Source organism: Delftia sp. RIT313 (assembly GCF_000632165.1).
Lineage (GTDB): Bacteria > Pseudomonadota > Gammaproteobacteria > Burkholderiales > Burkholderiaceae_C > Comamonas > Comamonas acidovorans.
This window is the reverse complement of record NZ_JFYT01000099.1, coordinates 1-17518: the sequence shown is the minus strand read 5'-3', so window position 1 is coordinate 17518 and position 17518 is coordinate 1. Positions and strand designations below refer to the sequence as shown.

The following is a 17518-nucleotide window of genomic DNA, read 5'->3' as shown; positions in this document are numbered from 1 at the left end:
AGGCCGGGCGCTGACCACCCCGCCCCGCTCCCCCGCACCACGCCCCGCACCGGACGGGCTCAGCGCGCGTACTTCTTCGCCCCGGCCACGCAGACCACGGCCGCCATGGTGACCAGCACCATGCCCCAGCTCACCTGCTCGTGCAGCAGCAGGGCCGCCAGGCCCAGGCCCATGAAGGGCTGCAGCAGCTGGATCTGGCCCACGGCCGCAATGCCGCCCTGCGCCAGGCCCCGGTACCAGAACACGAATCCGATGAGCATGCTGAACAGCGAGACATAGGCCAGGCCCAGCCATGCGGGCCGGCCCACATCGGCCAGCGATGCCGGCATGCTGATCAGGGCGGCCGGCAGCATGACGGGCAGGGCCAGCACCAGCGACCAGCTGATGACCTGCCAGCCGCCCAGCGTGCGCGACAGGCGCGCGCCCTCGGCATAGCCCAGGCCGCAGACGATGATGGCGGCCAGCATCAGCAGGTCGCCGCGCAGCGAGCCCCCAGCCCCGCCCACGGCCGCATAGCCGGCCACGAAGGCCGCGCCCGCCAGCGAGAACAGCCAGAAGGCCGGGCGCGGGCGCTCGCCGCCGCGCAGCACGGCAAACACGGCCGTGGACAGGGGCAGCAGGCCCACGAAGACGATGGAATGCGCCGAGGTGACGTACTGCAGCGCCAGCGCGGTCAGCAGCGGAAAGCCCACCACGCCGCCCAGCGCGCTCAGCGCCAGCGAAGGCATGTCGGCACGCGCGGGCCGGGGCTGGCGCAGCGCCAGCAGCATGGCCAGGGCCAGCAATGCCGCGATGCTGGCGCGCGCACAGGTCAGAAAGGTGGGGTCCAGGTCGGCGACCGCCACGCGGGTGGCCGGCAGCGATCCCGCAAAGATCGCCACGCCGATGAATCCGTTGATCCACCCGCTGCTTGTCTTGTCCATCAAAAAGCTCCTTGGTTTGCAGCAGGCAGTGGGCCATTGCACGGCCGGATCTTCCATAGACAGTCCAATACAATTCAAAAGAACTGTTATGCACACAAATCCACTACAGAAGAGAGAACGGCCATGCGCAGCGGCACACGCATCCAGGCGGTGATGGAAGAGATCCAGTCGCGCATCGCCGCGCGCACCTACCTGCCCGGCACGCGCCTGCCCTCGGTGCGCGCGCAGGCGCAGGCCATGCAGGTGTCGGTGTCCACGGTGGTGGAGGCCTATGAGCGGCTCGCGGCAGAGGGGGTGATCGTCTCGCGCCCGGGCTCGGGCTTTTATGTGGCGGGGCCGGTGGCGCCGCTGGCGCTGGGCGGTATCGGGCCGCGCGTGGACAGGGAAGTCGACCCCCTGTGGCTGGCCCGCCAGTCGCTGCAGGCAGATGCCCACGCGCTCAAGCCGGGCTGCGGCTGGCTGCCGCCTTCATGGCTGTACGAGGAAGGCGTTCGCCGCGCGCTGCGCTCCCTGGCGCGCTCGGGCACGCTGGAGCTGACGGAGTACGCAACGCCGCTGGGCCACCCGGCACTGCGCCGCCTGCTGGCGCGGCGCATGGCCGCCATGGGGCTGGAGACCTCGCCCGAGCAGATCCTGCTGACGGAGTCGGGCACGCACTCCATCGACCTGGTCTGCCGTTTCCTGCTGGAGCCCGGCGATACGGTGCTGATCGACGACCCCTGCTATTTCAATTTCCATGCACTGCTCAAGGCGCACCGCGTGCAGGCCGTGAGCGTGCCCTACACGCCGCAGGGGCCCGACGTGGCCCGGTTCGCCGACGCGCTGCAGGCGCATTCGCCACGCCTGTACATCACCAATTCGGCCATCCACAACCCGACGGGCGCCACGCTGTCGCCACTGGTGGCGCACCGCATCCTGAAGCTGGCCGACAGCTCGGACCTGGTGATCGTGGAGGACGACATCTTCTGCGACCTGGAGACCCATGCGGCGCCCCGGCTGGCGGCCTTCGACGGCCTGTCGCGCGTGATCCAGATCGGCAGCTTCTCCAAGACGGTGTCGGCCTCGCTGCGCTGCGGCTTCATCGCGGCGCGGCCCGACTGGACGCAGGACCTGGCGGACCTGAAGATCGCCACCAACTTCGGCGGCGGGCGCATGGCCGCCGACATCGTGCTGCGCACGCTGACCGACAGCGGCTACCGCAGGCACATGGAGTCCGTGCGGCTGCGGCTGGCGCAGGAAATGGAACGCACGGCCGCGCGGCTGCAGGCCCTGGGCATGAAGCCCTGGCTGGTGCCGCAGGCCGGCATGTTCCTGTGGTGCCAGTTGCCCGGGGGCATGGATGCCACGGCGCTTGCGCGCACCTGCCTGGAAGATGGCGTGGTGCTGGCGCCCGGCAATGCCTTCAGCCAGTCGCAGAGCGCAGGCGATTTCCTGCGCTTCAATGTGGCGCAGTGCTCGGATGCGCGGATCTTCGAGGTGCTGGCGCGGGCGCTGAAGGGCTAGGCCGGTTCAGCCTGCAGCAGGCCGCGCACCCGTGCCTGCACGTGTTCCAGGGACGGCGGCAGGTCGAACAGCACGCGGTAGACGATGGGCGCGGCCAGCGCGTCGATCAAGGTGTCCGCAGCGGGCATCGCCTCGCCACGCCGCGCTGCGCGCTCGCCGATCTGCGCCAGTTGCCCGCGCAGGATTTCCACGCAGGCGCAGGGCGTGTGCTCGTTGCCCGCTGCGGCGGCCATGTCGCGCAGCATGGTGCGGCCCAGCGGCGAGGCCGATTCCTCCAGGAACTGCTCGGCCCAGGCCAGCAGGTCGCCCTCCAGCGTGCCCGTGTCCAGCGGCGGCGCCGTGGGCCGGATGATTTCCACGGCCACATCGGCCAGCAGCTGCTGTATGTCGCCCCAGCGCCGGTAGAGGGTGGACGGCGTCACGCCCGCCTGGGCGGCGATGAGCGGAAAGCTCAGTTCCTCGCGCGGCATGGTTTCCAGCAGGCCCTTGACGGTCTGGTAGACCGTGGCCTGGATGCGCGCGCTGCGTCCGCCGGGACGGGCGGGACCGCCTGTTTTGGAAAGGGATGGGACTTGCGTGCTCATGGTTATTAAAGCTAAAAATTTGCGTTAGCAGCGTACAAGCGCAGAATTCGCTAACGCAAAAACTTTGCATTAATTGTGCAGCAGGGCTCTTAACCATGTCGGTACTGCAACCATCCAACTCCACTCCCGCTGCCCGGCCCGGCCGCAGCCTGGCCGTCCTGGCCTTCGGCCTGGGCAGCTTCTTCGCGGCCTCCAGCGCGCCCACGCCGCTGTACCGCCTCTACCAGCATGACTGGGGCTTTTCCTCCGGCATGCTGACCCTGGTCTTCGCGGTCTATGCGCTGAGCCTGCTGCTGGCCCTGCTCACCACGGGCGCGCTGTCGGACCACCTGGGCCGCAAGCCCGTGATCCTGGCGGCGCTGGTGCTGGAGATCGTCTCGCTGGCGGTGTTCGCCCGCGCGGGCGACGTGCAGGCCCTGGTGCTGGCGCGCGTGCTGCAGGGCTTTGCCACCGGCATGGCCAGTGCGGCCATGGGCGCGGCGCTGCTGGACCTGCACCGCGAGCGCGGCACGCTGGTGAGCACCATGGCGCCCATGGTCGGCATGGCGGCGGGCATTGTCGTGGCGGGCGAGTTCGCGCAGCTGTGGCGCCAGCAGCTGGGCCTGGTGTTCTGGCTCATGGCGCTGATCTTCGTGGCCGTGGCCGCCGCCATGGCCGTGCTGCCCGAGACGGGCGCGCGCCGCCCCGGCGCGCTGGCCGCCATGCGCCCGCGCGTGCGGATTCCGGGCCAGGCCCGGGCCGACTTCATGCGCGTGCTGCCCATGAGCATCACGGTGTGGGCACTGGGGGGCTTTTACCTGTCGCTGGGCCCGTCGATGATCCGCTCGGTCACGGGCTCGGAGATCGCCGCCAGCTTTGCCGTGTGCATCAACACGCTGAGCGCCGCCGCCGCCATCTGGACGCTGCGCAGCCGCGCGCCGCGCGCCATGCTGCAGTTCGGCGGCAGCGGCCTGCTGGCCGGGGTGGCCCTGCTGCTGGTCGGCGCCCATCTGCAAAGCCTGCCCCTGGTGCTGGGCGCCTCGGTGGTGGCGGGCGCGGGCTTCGGCGTGGGCTTCCAGGGCGCGCTGCGCAGCGTGATCCCGCTGGCCGAGCCGCACGAGCGCGGCGCCCTGATCTCGGCCATCTACATCGCCAGCTACCTGGCGTTCAGCGTGCCGGCCATCGCGGCGGGCATGGCCGCCGCGCGCTTCGGCCTGTTGCCGGTCACCTATGCCTACGGCCTGATGCTGATGCTGTTCGCGGGCCTGGCGCTGGCGGGGACGCGCCAGCCCAGGCCGGTGGTGGTGTCCTGAGGCATTGGTCGAAAATAAAACCATAGCGATCCAGCCTTATTCCACCTGGTGATAAACGGGAAATAATGGAGAAAATCTCAGCGGCAGCGCAAAAAAAGTCCAGCCGAACTTGCAGGATCGGCAGGGCTTGTTCGGCATACGGGGAGTCACACCACTTTTCCCAGCCCCATGCCCCGCACCCACCCCCACCAGCCCCAGGACGGCCTTGCAGCCGCACGGGGCTGGCCTGCGTCCATGGGGATGGCTGGGGTGGCAGCGGTGCTGGGGGTGGCGATGCTGGTTGCCACGGCAACGGACTGCGTCCATGCGGCGCCGTCCGCCCAGGCCGCCCAAGCCGGCCAGCGCAGCGTTTCGATTGCGGCCGGCCCGCTCACGCATGTGATCGCGCAGTACGCCAACCAGGCTGGCGTTGCGCTGTCGTTTGATGCCGCGCAGCTGGGCCGGCTGCAGTCCCCGGGGCTGCAGGGCAGATATGGCGTGGAAGACGGTTTTGCCAGGCTGCTGCAGGGCACGGCGCTGCAGGCGGTGCGCGAGTCCAGCGGCGTCTATACGCTGCGGCCGCTGCCAGCGGCGGCCTCGGGCACGGGCGGGCAGACTCTGGGCACGGTCACGGTCCGGGCCACGGCGCCGGCCAGTGCCACGACCGAAACCTCGGACAGCTACGCGGCCAGCCTGGTCACGGGCTACAAGGGGCTTCAGTCGGTGCGCGACATCCCGCAGCCCGTGACCGTGCTCACGCGCCAGTGGCTGGACGAGCAGGCCCTGCCCGACCTGCATGCCGTGCTGCAGCACACGCCGGGCGTGACGGTGGAGTACATCGACAGCGAGCGCATCGCCTATTACTCGCGCGGCTACCAGATCGATTCGCTGCAGGTGGACGGGCTCAATGTGAACCAGGTGGCCTCGGCCTCCACCTTCATCCAGCCCGACATGGCCATGCTGGACCGCGTGGAGGTGCTGCGCGGCGCCACGGGCCTGCTGCGTGGCGCGGGCTCGCCCTCGGCCATGGTGAACATGGTGCGCAAGCGGCCCACGGCGCAATGGCAGGGCTCGGCCGCGCTGACGCTGGGCTCCTGGGACCGCCAGCGCATGGAGGCCGACCTGTCCGGCCCGCTGAACGCAGCCGGCACGCTGCGCGGCCGGCTGGTGGCGCTGGCGGACGACAAGGCATCGTTCCAGACCGCGCGCAAGGAAAAGCGCCTGGGCCTGTACGGCGTGCTGGAGGCGGACCTGGGGCCGCGCACCACGCTCACCGCCGGCCTGCAGCACACGGACCTGCAGGCCACGGGCTCCTGGGGCGGCCTGCCTGCCGCCGCCGATGGCAGCCAGCTCGGCCTGCCGCGCAGCACCTACCTGGGCACGCCCTGGAATACCTGGGACCGCCACAACCAGCAGGCCTTTGCCGAGCTGGAGCACCGGCTGGACAGCGGCTGGCAACTGAAGGCCCAGGCGGCGCACACGCGCTTTCGGTCGGACGGGTTCAAGCAGACCTCGTTTTCCAGGGCCAGCGACAGCAATCCCTATCTGTTCGACGTGAGCACCTCCATCTATGGCGGCGACGGCAGCACGCAGAACGCGCTGAGCCTGCTGGCCAGCGGCCCCTTCGAGGCCCTGGGCCGCAGGCACGAGCTGTCGCTGGGCGCCGACCTGCAGCGCATCCGCAGCACGGGGGCCACGGGCTACTGGGGCGTGAGCCCGCTGCGCAATGTGGACATCCGCGGCTGGAATCCGTACACCAGCTACCCCGAGCCCTTCTACAGCGAGGGCAACGGCAACGCCTATTCATCGCCCGTGTCCCACATCCACCAGTACGGCGGATTCGCGCGGGCCCGGCTGTCGCTGACCGACTCGCTCACCGCCATTGCCGGCGCGCGCCTGAGCTGGTGGAGCTATCTCGAACCCGGCAATGCCCAAAGCGGCTACAGCGTGCGCCGCGAGCTGACGCCCTATGCGGGCCTGGTGCATGCGCTGTCGGACACGCTCGACGCCTATGCCAGCTACAGCGAGATCTTCAGCCCCCAGGACAAGAAGGCCGCCGACGGCAGCATCCTGGCGCCCGCCCGGGGCGAGGACCTGGAGGCCGGGCTCAAGGGCAGTTTCATGGACGGCCGGCTGCAGGCCAGCGTGTCGGTGTTCCGCATCCAGCGCGTGGGCAGCGCCATGCAGGACACGGCATCGGCCATGCCCTGCCTGCCGTACTACCCGACCAGCCACTGCTTCATGGCCGGCGGCAAGAGCCGCAGCCAGGGCTGGGAGCTGGAGCTGTCCGGCGAGCCAGCGCCAGGCTGGCAGGTGCTGGCAGGCTACACCTACACCCAGGCCAGGTACCTGCGCGACGCCTCCGAGGCCAACGTGGGCCAGCCGCTGCGGCCCGTGGACCCGCGCCATGCGCTGCGCCTGTTTGCCAGCCACCGCTTCAAGGGGCCCTTGCAGGGATGGACCGCAGGCGCCGGCGTGCGGCTGCAAAGCGATGCCTACGCCAGCGTGGGCGATGTCACCACCCGCCAGGGTGGCTATGCGCTTTTTGACGCGCTGCTGGCCTACCGCCTGGACGACACCTACTCGCTGCAGCTGAACGTGAGCAACCTGCTGGACAAGCGCTACTACGCCAAGTTCTCGCCCAACAGCACCTACTTCAACAACTACTACGGCGATCCGCGCAACGTCACGGTGTCGCTGCGCGCTCGCTTCTAGGGCCACGGCCGGCCTGCCCTCCTTTCCCGGCTTTTTCTTCCCGGTTTTTCCTCCCGCTTTTTCCAACCTTTGCACATGACTGCCATGACGCACCACAGCACTCCTGCGGACTTCCGCTTCGCTCCCCACCCCCTCACGCGCCTGATCCGCCAATGCCTGGGCGCCGGCCTGGCCCTGGCCGCCGTGGGCGTGGCGGCCCAGACGGCCGAGGGCCCGGCCCTCAAGGAAGTGACAGTGAGCGACCAGGCCGAGGCCATTGGTGGACTGCAAAAGACCTATGCCGGCGGCCAGATCGCGCGCGGCGGCGACCTGGGCATCCTGGGCAAGACCGACCAGATGAACGTGCCCTTCAGCACGACCAACTACACCTCGGAGCTGATCGAGAACCAGCAGGCGCTGACCATCGCCGACGTGGTGATGAACGACGCCTCGGTGCGCACGCTGCAGGCGCGCGGCGGCTATGGCGATGACTTCCAGGTGCGGGGCTTTTCCCTGTCCATGCGCGATGTGTCGGTGAACGGCCTGTACGGCCTGTCGCCCTCCACGCGCCTGCCGCTGGAGGTGATCGAGCGCGTGGAAGTGCTCAAGGGCCCCGGCTCGCTGACCAATGGCGTGGGTCCCAGCGGCAGCATCGGCGGCAGCATCAACGTGGTGACCAAGCGCGCGGGCGACGTGCCGCTGAACCGCCTGACCGCCACCTACATGGGCAAGGCCCAGTTCGGCACCCACCTGGACGTGGGCCGCCGCTTTGGCGAAGACAACCAGTGGGGCGTGCGCGTGAACGGCGTGTGGCGCAATGGCGAAGGCAACATCGACGGCGGCCGCCAGCGCCTGGGCCTGGCATCGGTCGGCCTGGACTACGAAGGCCAGGGCCTGCGCTGGTCGCTGGACGCGCTGACCACCAGCGGCAAGACCACGGAATTCCGCCCGCAAAGCGCCTTCCTGGCCGGCATCACCCAGGTGCCCGCCGTGCCCGACAGCCGCACCAACTTCAACCCGGGCACGGAGCTGCTGGACAAGGCCAAGACCGTGATCTCGCGCGTGGAATACGACATCAACGCCAACACCTCCGTCTACGGCGGCGTGGGCTACAGCGATGTGTCCAGCGACCAGAGCTTTCCCACGGCCGTGCAGCGCATCGACTCGCTGGGCAACTTCACGGTGCGCAACGGCTTCTACGACGAGTTCAACAAGACCACCTCGGCCGACGTGGGCCTGCGCACGCGCTTCAAGACCGGCGCCATCGGCCACACCGTGGTGGCCGCGGCCAACTACATGGACCGCGAGAGCGGCTACTTCTACCAGCTGACCACCAAAGCCGTCCCCTCCAACATCTACAACCCCTCGCCCCTGCCGGCCATCGACTTCGTGCGCGGCGCGCCCACCAAGAACGCCGAGCTGACGCAGCACAGCCTGGCGCTGGCCGACACCATGGCGCTGTTCAGCGACCGCGTGCTGGTGACCGTGGGCCTGCGCGACCAGACCATCGACCAGAAGAACGCCAGCGGCACCACGCTGTACAAGGCCAGCGCAGTGACGCCACTGGCCGGCGTGGTGTTCAAGCCGCAGAACAATGTCTCGGTCTACGCCAACTACACGGCAGGCCTGTCGGCAGGCGGCACGGCCGGGCCCAACACGGCCAATGCCGGCCAGGTGTTCGCGCCGCAGAAGTCCAAGCAGTACGAAGTGGGCGTGAAGGTGGACTGGGGCCGCATGACCACGCAGGCCGCGCTCTACCAGATCCAGCGCCCGGGCTCCATGACAGACCCGGTGACCAATGTCTACAGCTTCGGCGGCGAGACGCGCAACCGCGGCCTGGAGCTGACCGCCTACGGCGAGATCCAGAAGGGCCTGCGCCTGCTGGCCAGCGCGGCCTTCAACAACGCCAAGCTCTCGCGCACGGCAGGCGGCGTGAACCAGGGCAACGATGCCAACGGCGTGCCCGAGCGCACCTTCAACCTGGGCCTGGACTGGGATACGCCCTGGGTGGAGGGCCTGAGCCTGAACGGCCGCGTGATCCACACCTCGTCCATGTACTACGACGCGGCCAACATCCTGCGCATGCCCGGCTGGACACGCCTGGACCTGGGCGCACGCCTGCGCACCCACGTGGCCGGCAAGCCCGTGGTGCTGCGCGCCAGCCTGGAGAACGTCAGCAACAAGAGCTACTGGGTGACTGCCGCCGGCTACACCACCACGGGCGCGCCGCGCACGCTGATGCTGTCGGCACAAGTGGACTTCTAAGCCCCCGGCCACCGGCAACCGCCCCGCCCCCGGCATGGCGCCGGGGGCGCGGTGATGGCGGGGGCCGCAGGCCCCCTTCTGTCAGAGAAAAGAACACCCCATGCAAAGCCACACGATCAAGACCTGGGCCTGGTTGCACAAATGGAGCAGCCTGGTCTGCACCGTCTTCATGCTGCTGCTGTGCCTGACCGGCCTTCCGCTGATCTTCCACCACGAAATCGGCCACCTGCTGGGCACCGAGGTGGAGGCCCCGCCCATGCCCCAGGGCACGCCCCATGCCAGCCTGGACAAGGTGCTGGAGGTGGCCCGCGCCCAGCACCCGGACCGCGTGGTGCAGTTCGTCTCCAAGTCCGACGACACCGATGACCTCTGGTTCGTCACCATGACGCCCACGCCGGCGCCCACGGACGATTTCCGCTCCGTGGTCATCGATGCGCGCACGGCCGAGCTGCTGGCCCAGCCACGCTTCGACCAGGGCTTCATGTGGGTCATGTTCAAGCTGCACGTGGACCTGTTCGCGGGGCTGCCGGGCAAGCTGTTCCTGGGCTTCATGGGGCTGCTGCTGCTGATCGCCATCGTCAGCGGCGTGGTGCTGTACGCGCCCTTCATGCGCAAGCTCGATTTCGGCACCGTGCGCCGCACGCGCCAGCCGCGCCTGAAGTGGCTGGACCTGCACAACCTGCTGGGCATCGTCACCCTGGTGTGGCTGTTCGTGGTGGGCGCCACCGGCATGATCAATACCTGGGCCGACCTGCTGATCAAGTACTGGCAGCATGACCAGCTCAGCAGCGTGCTGGCGCCCTACCAGGGCCAGGACACGGTGCCGGTGGCGGAGCGCGCCTCGCTGCAGCAATCGCTGCAGGCCGCCCAGCAGCAGGTGCCAGGCACCAAGCTGTACTTCATCGCCTTCCCCGGCACCACGTTCTCCAGCCCGCACCACCACACCTTCTTCCTGCGCGGCAACGAGCCCCTGACCTCGCGCCTGTTCCTGCCCGTGCTGGTGGACGCCAAGACCGCCCAGGTCACGGCCGCGCCCGCCCTGCCCTGGTATCTGACGGCGCTGCTGGTGTCCCAGCCGCTGCACTTCGGCGACTACGGCGGGCGGGCCATGCAGATCCTCTGGGCGCTGCTGGACATCGCCAGCATCATCGTGCTGGGCACGGGCCTGTACCTGTGGGTCAAAAAGGGCAAGAGCGTGCCGGCCCCGCAGCCCGCGCCGCGCGGCAAGGAGATCACGGCATGAGCGGCGCGCAACACCGGGGCTTTCTCGCCCTCTGGGGCTGGCCCATCGCACTGGGCGTGCTGACGGCCATCGGCCTGGTCTCGGCCCTGTTCAGCGACGGCGGCTTTGGCGACATGCTGGCCGGCGTCTGCCTGGCCATTCCCACGGCGGCGGGAATCTGGCACGGCTGGGTGCCGCGCAGCCCGCCGCAATGACGGCGGGATGGCGCAATGGCGGGCGCGGTGTCAGCCGCGCCGGGGCCGCTGGCCCGCGCCGTCCAGCATTCCCAGCAGGGCCGCGCCCAGTTGCCGCCAGGCATCGGTGGCGCCCGCCCAGTCGCTGGCCAGGCAGGCCTGCTCCAGCGTCTGCGCCAGGCCGCTGGCTTGCTCGTGCCCCAGCAGGCGCAGCACGCTTTTGAGGTTGTGCGCCAGCCGGCGCAGCGCCGCGGCGTCGCGCGCGGCCAGCAGGTTTTCGCCCAGCGCCACATCGTCGGGCAACTGCGCAAGACAGCTGGCGCGGTAGCTGTGGAACAGGGCGGCATCGCCGCCGAAATAGCTGGAGACGGCGGCCGGGCCGCCATCCGCCGGCATATCCGCCTGCATATCCACCGGCATATCCGCATCGGCAGCTTGCACGCTGGCTGGCGCGGGCGAGCCGGCCGGTTGCGCCGCCAGCACCGATTCCACGCAGTCCACCAGTTGCGCCACCGACACGGGCTTGCGCAGCACGCCCCAGACCTGCAGTTGCTCCAGGCGCAGCGCCACGTCGGCCCGCACGCCGGCGCTGAAGACCACGGCGCTGCAGCCTGCCTGCGGGGAGCTGCGCAGCCATTCGATGAGCTCGACCCCGGAGGCGCCGGGCAGCATCAGGTCGGTGATCAGCAGGGCAAAGGGCTGGCTCTGCAGCAGGCTCTGCGCCTGCTCCGCACTCGCGCAGGACACCAGGGTGAGGGGCATGCCCTCCAGCGCCAGCGTGACGAATCGCGCAATCGAGGCATCGTCCTCCACCAGCAGGACCGCAGGATGGGCCGGATTCACGCTGCCTGCCTGCCCAGCAGTTCGCCCAGCGCCTCGGGCAGCTCCTGCACGAGCTGGGGTTTGTGGATCACGCGCGCGCCGCCCAGTGCAAAGGCGTAGGCCTCGCGCTCTGCCGCATCCAGCGAGGTGACCACCAAAAGCTTGCAGCGCGCGAACTGCTCATGCGTGCGCAAGGTGGTGATGAGGGCGGCGCCGTCGATGTCGGGCAGCAGGATGTCCACCAGCAGCACGTCGGGCTGGATCTGCCCGTACAGCGCCATGCCGGTGATCCCGTCGTGCGCCACGTGCAGCTGCACGTCGGGAAAGTGGCGCTGCACCAGCAGGCGCACCAGGTTCTGGAAGTGCACGGAGTCCTCGATCAGCAGCACGCGCGGGCCCGTGCCGGCCTGCGCGGGAGCGGGCGCCGGGGCCGCCGCTGGCGCCCCGGACGTGGCGGCCGCATCGCCCTGCCTGCCGCGCCAGCGCTCCACGGAGGCGCGCGTGATGCGCCGATGCCCTCCGGGGGTCTTCCAGGCCTCCAGATCGCCGCGATCGACCATGAGCTGAACCGACCGCACCGCCATGCCCAGCAGCTTGGCCACCTCAGCGGTCGTGTAGTGCGGAATTTGGCCTGGTGGGGTGCTGTTCTCGGACATGGCAGCAATTTTGCATCAAATACGATTAAAAAATTCAATACAAATTTGATGAATTTGATATTTATGATTGAATCCAACGCAGAACCCTTCAACTGCGTTGCGAAAGGCCCGCCATGAAGAAGATACTGATCGCCGAAGACCAAGCCGACATCCGCAAGCTATTGCGCATGACGCTGGAGTCCAGCGCATACGAAGTCATGGAGGCGCCGACCGGTGACGAAGCCTGGGCCCTGGCCCAGCGCAGCCAGCCCGATGTCGTGCTGCTGGACATGATGATGCCGGGGACGCTGGACGGCCTGGAGGTGTGCTGCCGCATCAAGACCTCCTACGACCTGCGGCACACGCGGGTGATCCTGCTGACGGCCCGGGGCAGTGCGCAGGACCGCGAGGCGGGCTTCAATGCCGGTGCCGACGAATACCTGCTCAAGCCCTTCAGCCCGAACCGGCTGCTGGAGACCCTGGCCAGTCTTTACAGGAGCGACTGATGACGATGCACACGCAGGCCGCCGCGGGCCGATGGCAGATACCGTCCGGGGACGCCGCGCGCCTGTCCGCGCTGGTGCGGGCCGCCGTGCAGGCCGTTGTGCTGCCCGTTGTACAGGCGCTGCTGCTGGCACTGGTGCCGGTCTGGGTGGCGGTGCTGGCCATGGGGCCTGGCGCAGCACGGGCCGGCGAGGTGCTGGACCGCGTGGCCAGCAGCCACACGCTGAAGGTCTGCATCTGGCCCGACTACTACGGCATTACCTACCGTGACGCACGCACGGGCAGGCTCACGGGCATCGACGCGGAGCTCTCGGCAGAGCTGGCCAAGGACCTGGGCGCGCGGCTGCAGCATGTGGACTCGTCCTTCTCGCGGCTGGTGCCCGACCTGCTGGAGTCGCGCTGCGACGTGGCCATGTTCGCCGTCGGCATCCTGCCGCAGCGCCAGCAGCAGCTGCGCTTCACCCAGCCCTACCTGAGCAGCGATATCTACGGCATCACCACCAAGAGCAACCCCGCCGTGCGCAGCTGGGCCGACATCGACCAGCCCGGCGTGCAGGTGGCCGTGCAGCGCGGCACCTTCATGGAGCCGGTCATGCGCGAGTCGCTCAGGCATGCGCACCTGGTGCTGGTGGAGCCGCCGCAAACCCGCGAAAAGGAACTCATGGCCGGGCGCGTGGACGTGTTCATGACCGACTACCCGTACAGCCGCAAGCTGCTGGACAGCTCGGACTGGGTGCAGCTGATCGCGCCGCCCCAGCCCTTCCATGTGCTGCCCTACGGCTATGCGGCCAGCCCTGCCGACGCCCAGTGGCTGGCGCGCCTGAACCAGTTCGTCTCGGACATCAAGCGCGACGGCCGCCTGGCCAGGGCCGCGCGCCACAACGGCCTGACCGCCATCGTCGCGCCCTGAAACTTCCGATGGAGCACCTTCATCATGTCTGAACGAGCTGCCGCGCATCATTTTCTCGGAGCCCGGCGCAGTGCCCACATCAAGGCGCTGGTGCTGACCTTTGCACTGTGCGTGCTCGCCGGACTGGTGCTCTTCGTCTGGAGCCAGCTGCATGCCGATGCGGACCAGAGCAAGTCCCAGGCCTCGCTGCTGGCCCGCGTGCTGGAGGACCAGACGGCCAAGACCTTCGAGAACACCGAAATGGCCCTGGCCAGCCTGGCGCACAACCCGGCCATCGTGGCCGCAGGCAGTGGGCGCGGCACGCGCGAGGCCGCCATGGCCCTGCTGATCGCCCAGTTGCCCTACCTGCGCAGCATGGCGCTGATCGACGACAAGGGCCTCATCCTGGCCAGCACCCAGGCGGGGGAGGCCGGCCAGCAGATCAACACGCAGGATCTGCTGCACGACAAGGCGGCCGTCCTCATCCCCGGCAAGCCCCAGCTGGGCCGGCTGGTGCCCGGCCGCAGCCTGTCGTCGCTGGCGCCACGGGCGCATCCGACGCCGCGCGGCGTGTCCTTCCTGCCGCAGTTGCTGGCCTTCCACCAGGACAACGGCATGCCCGCCGTGCTGGTGGCCCTGATCAATCCCGACGCCGTGGCCAACTTCTACCAGTCCACGCTGGAGACCCTCAGCTACGAGGCCGTGCTGCTGACCTATGACGGCCGGCCCCTGGCCAGCACCAATGAGGGCACGGGCGTGCAGGCAGCCGCCGCGCTGCAGACGCCGCTGTTCCAGGAATGGCTGCCGCACAGCGAATTCGGCTCCTACATCGGCGCGGGCATGCTGGGCCGCCACCAGATCGTGTCGTTCCGCACCGTGCGCAACTGGCCGCTGCTGCTGGTGGTGGAGGAGCCCTACGCGGCCATGGTGGCGCGCTGGCGGGACAACGCCTTTGCCTTCTTCGTGGCCGGCGTGGCCCTGCTGGCCCTGGTGCTGGGACTGAGCTGGTCGGTGCTCAAGACCCGCAGGGTCCAGAAGTCGGCACTGCAGGCCATGGAGCAGGCACAGGCGCGCCTGGCGCGCAGCGAGCATGAGATGGCCGTGCTCATGCGCAGCGTGCAGGAGCTGATCTTTCGCACCGACAGCCAGGGACTGCTGACCTTCGTGAACGCGCGCTGGGAGCAGCTGACCGGCCAGCCCAGCGCCGAGGCCGTGGGCCAGCCGCTGGAGAACATCGTGGACGGCTCGTACCTGGCGCAGATCCAGGCCCTGCTCGATCCCCTGGCACGGCTGGCACCGCGCAACTGCCAGGCCATGTTCCGCCTGCCGGGCAACCGGGAGATGCTCTGCGACATCGCCGTGGTTCCCCTGCTGCGCGACGGCCGGCTGGTGGGCTTTGCCGGCAGCGCCGTGGACGTGACCGCCCGCTGGAAGGCCCAGCAGGAGCTGCAGACCCAGCTGGCCTTCCAGCATCTGCTGTTCGAGACCACGCCCCTGCCCATGCTGGTCACCGACGCGGACCAGCGCGTGGCCCTGGTCAACAAGGCCTGGGAGGACTTCTTCGGCCGGGGCCGCTACGCCGTGCTCGGCCACGAGATCAAGGGCCTGCACGCGCGCGACGATGCCCTGCTGCAGATGCGCAGCAACCAGGTCGTGATGCGCTCGGGCCAGCGCATGATGGTTGAGGCCCGGCTGCCCCATGTGGACGGCAGCTACCGCGACGTGCAGATCTCCAAGGCCGCGGTGAAGAATGCCCAGGGCCAGATCACCGGCGTGCTCAGCATTTTTGTGGACGTGAGCGAATTCCGTGCAGCCGAGCATGCCACCCGCGAAGCCCGCGACGCGGCCGAAGAGGCCTTCCGCGTGAAATCGGAATTCGTGGCCAACATGAGCCACGAGCTGCGCACCCCGCTGCAGTCCATCATGGGCTTTGCCGAGCTCGGCGGCCTGCGCTCGCGCGGCAATCCCGCCATGGCCGACATGTTCAACGACATCCACGAGGCGGGCATACGCATGCTGGCCCTGGTCAACGACCTGCTGGACGTGGCCAAGCTGGAAAGCGCCGTGGGCACCATCCACGTGGAGCGCACCGACCTCAGGAGCCTGATACGGCCCGTGGTGCGCGAGCTCGAGCCGCAGCAGCAGCAAAAGCTGATCGACCTGCGGCTGGAGCTCGACGACACGCCGCTGATCGCCAAGGCCGACCCCGTGCGCTTCCAGCAGGTGGTGCGCAATGTGCTGGCCAATGCCATCAAGTTCTCGCCCATTGGCGGGCGCATCGATGTGCAGGGCCGCATCGATGAGCAGGGCGATATCTGCATCGCCGTCTCCGACCAGGGACCGGGCATTCCGCCGCAGGAACTGGACAAGATCTTCCAGCCCTTCGTGCAGTCCAGCAAAACCCGCAACGGCTCGGGCGGCACCGGCCTGGGCCTGGCCATCTGCCGCAAGATCATCGACGCCATGGACGGCACCATCGCCGCCAGCAACCGCTCCGAAGGCGGGTCGCTGTTTCGCATCACCCTGCCCTGCCGCACCGGCGCATCGGAGACGCGGCCGGCGGAGTTGCTGTAGCGGAGCCAGACCGGGCAGAGCGCGCGTGGGCATTCGGCAACAAATGAGAAAAAGTCTCATTTAGAATGCCGCAACCCTGCTCCCTGAACCTGCCGGTCGGCACGCCCGGCCTCCATTCCCGTTCGTATGACACGCCATCCGACTCCCGCAGCCTGGCTGGGCCTGGACCTGCGCTGGGCCTACGGCAGCCTGCTGCCCGCCATCTGGCGCAGCACGCGCTGCATCCACCGTGCGCAGGATGTGCTGCATGACGCCTTCGTGCGCTACGCCCTCAGCGGCAGGCATGAAGGCATCGCCCAGCCGCACGCCTATCTGCGCGTGGTGGCGCGTACCGTGCTCGCGGACCAGATGGCGCATGAACGCCGCTTCGTGCCCCTGCCCGACCTGGCAGGCGAGCCGGACTCCACGGCCCCCGGCAGGCGCGCGGACGCCATCGCCGTGCAGGAAGCATTCACCGCGCCTTCCGCCGAGGTGCTGGCCGATCTGCAGCAGCGCCTGGCCGCTGCGCAGCGGGTCATCGAAGGGCTTCCCCCGCGCTGCCGCGAGGTGTTCTGGCTGTGCAAGGTGGAAGGCCATTCCCAGCCCAGGATTGCCGCCACGCTGGGCATCAGCCTGAACATGGTGGAGCGCCACCTGATGCGCGCCCTGCTGGACCTGCGCGCCGCGCGCGAGCTGCTCGCGCCATGACCACGCCGCGCGAAGAGGCCGCGCGCTGGTTCATACGCATGCACCGGGATGCGGGAGCGCAGCCCGGCGCCGCCGACGCCGCCGCCTGGCGCACCTGGATGGACGCCGACCCGCGCCACGCCGCCGAATACGCCGCCTTCGAGGCGCTGTGGCAGGACTTCGACTCCACGCCCCGCACCGAGGCCCTGGCCACGGCCGTGAACACCGCCGCGCGCCAGCGCCGCAACACGCGCCGCGCAGCCATCACCCGCGGCGTGCTGGGCGTTGCCGGCCTGGGCACGGCGGGCCTGCTGGCATGGCGCGGCTGGCTTGAATGGCAGGACGCCACCGTGTTCGCCCTGGCCCGCGACAGTGCGATTGGCGAACGCATCGTGCTGAACCTGCCCGACGCCAGCGTGCTGACCCTGGGACCGGCCAGCCGCATCGCCACGCGCTACACGCGCCGCCAGCGCGCCGTGGTGCTGGAGCGGGGCGAGGCCCTGTTCGACGTGGCCAGGGATGCAGACCGCCACTTCACCATCGACGCAGGCCAGGCGCGCATCACCGTGCTGGGCACGCGCTTCACCGTCAACCGGCTGCCGGGCCTGGTGCGGGTGAGCGTGGAGCATGGCACGGTGCGTTTGGCGGTGAAAGGTGCTGAAGGAGCACCGTCCTTGCTGCTGCAGGCCGGCGAAGTGGGGGAACTGCCGGACGAAAGCGCCGGTGCCGCCCCCGGTGCCGCCCCCGGTGCCGATGGCGCCCACGCCAGCCC

15 protein-coding genes are annotated in these 17518 nt (G+C 69.3%); 11 read left to right on the top strand and 4 right to left on the bottom strand.

From position 1 onward, the window contains the following. Positions 1-59: 59 nt before the first annotated feature. On the bottom strand, positions 60-923 hold the full coding sequence (locus BW39_RS27145; RefSeq protein WP_043825296.1) for a DMT family transporter: 864 nt from the start codon (positions 921-923) through the stop codon (positions 60-62). Between the two features lie 123 nt (positions 924-1046). Here BW39_RS27145 and BW39_RS27140 point away from each other — a divergent pair, with 123 nt between their 5' ends. Further along, positions 1047-2426, top strand: coding sequence for an aminotransferase-like domain-containing protein (locus BW39_RS27140; protein ID WP_043781063.1), 1380 nt, complete (start codon positions 1047-1049; stop codon positions 2424-2426). Here BW39_RS27140 and BW39_RS27135 read toward each other — a convergent pair. Further along, positions 2423-3010, bottom strand: a complete 588-nt coding sequence (locus tag BW39_RS27135; RefSeq protein WP_043825295.1) for a TetR/AcrR family transcriptional regulator — start codon at positions 3008-3010, stop codon at positions 2423-2425. The two genes, BW39_RS27140 and BW39_RS27135, sit on opposite strands and share 4 nt — an antisense overlap. 95 nt (positions 3011-3105) lie before the next feature. On the opposite strand from BW39_RS27135, the gene BW39_RS27130 reads away from it, so the two are divergent. The 5 genes from BW39_RS27130 (at position 3106) to BW39_RS27110 (ending at position 10677) form a co-directional block, all read left to right on the top strand. Then, positions 3106-4302: an MFS transporter gene (locus BW39_RS27130; protein ID WP_043825292.1), complete on the top strand. Its 1197-nt coding sequence runs from the start codon at positions 3106-3108 to the stop codon at positions 4300-4302. A 168-nt stretch (positions 4303-4470) separates the two neighbouring features. Continuing rightward, positions 4471-6996, top strand: a complete 2526-nt coding sequence (locus BW39_RS27125; protein WP_043825290.1) for a TonB-dependent siderophore receptor — start codon at positions 4471-4473, stop codon at positions 6994-6996. Positions 6997-7071: 75 nt separating this feature from the next. Beyond that, positions 7072-9240: a TonB-dependent receptor gene (locus tag BW39_RS27120; RefSeq protein ID WP_043825288.1), complete on the top strand. Its 2169-nt coding sequence runs from the start codon at positions 7072-7074 to the stop codon at positions 9238-9240. A 100-nt stretch (positions 9241-9340) separates the two neighbouring features. Then, positions 9341-10483 (top strand): PepSY-associated TM helix domain-containing protein, encoded by a 1143-nt coding sequence (locus BW39_RS27115; protein ID WP_013803874.1) that lies wholly within the window; start codon positions 9341-9343, stop codon positions 10481-10483. Next, positions 10480-10677, top strand: coding sequence for a hypothetical protein (locus BW39_RS27110; RefSeq protein WP_043825285.1), 198 nt, complete (start codon positions 10480-10482; stop codon positions 10675-10677). Before BW39_RS27115 ends, BW39_RS27110 begins: the two co-directional genes overlap by 4 nt. A 30-nt stretch (positions 10678-10707) precedes the next feature. Here BW39_RS27110 and BW39_RS27105 read toward each other — a convergent pair whose 3' ends face one another. Together BW39_RS27105 and BW39_RS27100 are read right to left on the bottom strand one after the other, a co-directional pair. After that, positions 10708-11499: a response regulator gene (locus tag BW39_RS27105; RefSeq protein ID WP_043825283.1), complete on the bottom strand. Its 792-nt coding sequence runs from the start codon at positions 11497-11499 to the stop codon at positions 10708-10710. Further along, the gene (locus tag BW39_RS27100; RefSeq protein ID WP_013803877.1) at positions 11496-12134 is read right to left on the bottom strand and encodes a response regulator; all 639 of its coding nucleotides are present in this window, start codon (positions 12132-12134) and stop codon (positions 11496-11498) included. Before BW39_RS27100 ends, BW39_RS27105 begins: the two co-directional genes overlap by 4 nt. 113 nt (positions 12135-12247) lie before the next feature. On the opposite strand from BW39_RS27100, the gene BW39_RS27095 reads away from it, so the two are divergent. The 5 genes from BW39_RS27095 to BW39_RS27075 all read left to right on the top strand — a co-directional run. Continuing rightward, positions 12248-12619 (top strand): response regulator transcription factor, encoded by a 372-nt coding sequence (locus tag BW39_RS27095; RefSeq protein ID WP_012203798.1) that lies wholly within the window; start codon positions 12248-12250, stop codon positions 12617-12619. After that, entirely contained in the window at positions 12619-13527 is a 909-nt protein-coding gene (locus BW39_RS27090) for an ABC transporter substrate-binding protein (protein WP_043825282.1), read from the top strand. The genes BW39_RS27095 and BW39_RS27090 overlap by 1 nt, the downstream gene beginning before the upstream one ends. 24 nt (positions 13528-13551) lie before the next feature. Beyond that, the gene (locus BW39_RS27085) at positions 13552-16080 is read left to right on the top strand and encodes a sensor histidine kinase (RefSeq protein WP_043825280.1); all 2529 of its coding nucleotides are present in this window, start codon (positions 13552-13554) and stop codon (positions 16078-16080) included. Positions 16081-16206: 126 nt separating this feature from the next. Continuing rightward, positions 16207-16767 (top strand): RNA polymerase sigma factor, encoded by a 561-nt coding sequence (locus tag BW39_RS27080; RefSeq protein ID WP_013803880.1) that lies wholly within the window; start codon positions 16207-16209, stop codon positions 16765-16767. Continuing rightward, positions 16764-17518: FecR family protein (locus BW39_RS27075; protein ID WP_043825279.1), on the top strand; the 755-nt coding region annotated here is incomplete at its 3' end. The genes BW39_RS27080 and BW39_RS27075, both read left to right, overlap by 4 nt.